The organism is Marinobacter sp. UBA2688 (assembly GCF_002352785.1).
Lineage (GTDB): Bacteria > Pseudomonadota > Gammaproteobacteria > Pseudomonadales > Oleiphilaceae > Marinobacter > Marinobacter salarius.
Genome location: NZ_DELU01000009.1, coordinates 163,656 through 164,340 on the forward strand (window position 1 = coordinate 163,656; position 685 = coordinate 164,340).

A 685-nucleotide genomic window follows, 5' to 3' on the forward strand; every position below is an offset into this window, starting at 1 on the left:
TGCTGGAACACCATGCCGACTTCCTTGCGGATTTCAGCCAGGGCTTTCGGGTTGCCACTCTTCGGGGCAAGCTCGTTACCGTCCACCACCAGCTTGCCGGACTCGAACTCTTCCAGGCCGTTAACGCAGCGGATGAGGGTGGATTTGCCGGAGCCACTGGCGCCGATAACCACCACCACTTCGCCGGCTTCAACGGTCAGGTCAATTTCCTTGAGGACATGCAGGGTACCGAAGTACTTGTTCATGCCCTGCATTTGCACGATCTGTGTCATGGGTACCTATCCTTCAGACAGAAGCCAGTCCGCGCCGCTCTATCAGGCGGAGCACGAGTGAGAGGGAGAGGGTAATCGCGAGGTACATGATCGCCACCACGAAGTAGACCTCGAAGGCAGTAAAGGTGTTGGCGATGTACACCTGGCCCTGGCGAACCAGCTCGCCCACACCGATGACCGAGAACAGTGACGTGTCCTTGATACTCACGATCGCCTGATTGCCCAAGGGCGGAATCATGCGGCGGAAGGCCTGGGGCCAGATAATCGACCAGAAGGTCTGGGAGCGCGACAGGCCCAGCGACAGGCCGGCTTCGGTCTGGCCCTTGTCGATGGATTGCACGCCGCCCCGGACCACTTCGGAAATATAGGCGCCGGAGTTCAGGGCAATGGCGGCGATACCGGCGGTCAGCGGG

Annotated in this window: 2 protein-coding genes; both read right to left on the reverse strand. The window is 60.1% G+C overall.

The window, feature by feature from the left end; translation table 11 throughout:
• Positions 1 to 272 (reverse strand): ATP-binding cassette domain-containing protein (locus B3M52_RS04710; protein WP_286748991.1); only part of this gene is annotated, 272 nt, incomplete at its 3' end.
• Positions 273 to 285: 13 nt separating this feature from the next.
• Positions 286 to 685: amino acid ABC transporter permease (locus tag B3M52_RS04715; RefSeq protein ID WP_286748992.1), on the reverse strand; the 400-nt coding region annotated here is incomplete at its 5' end.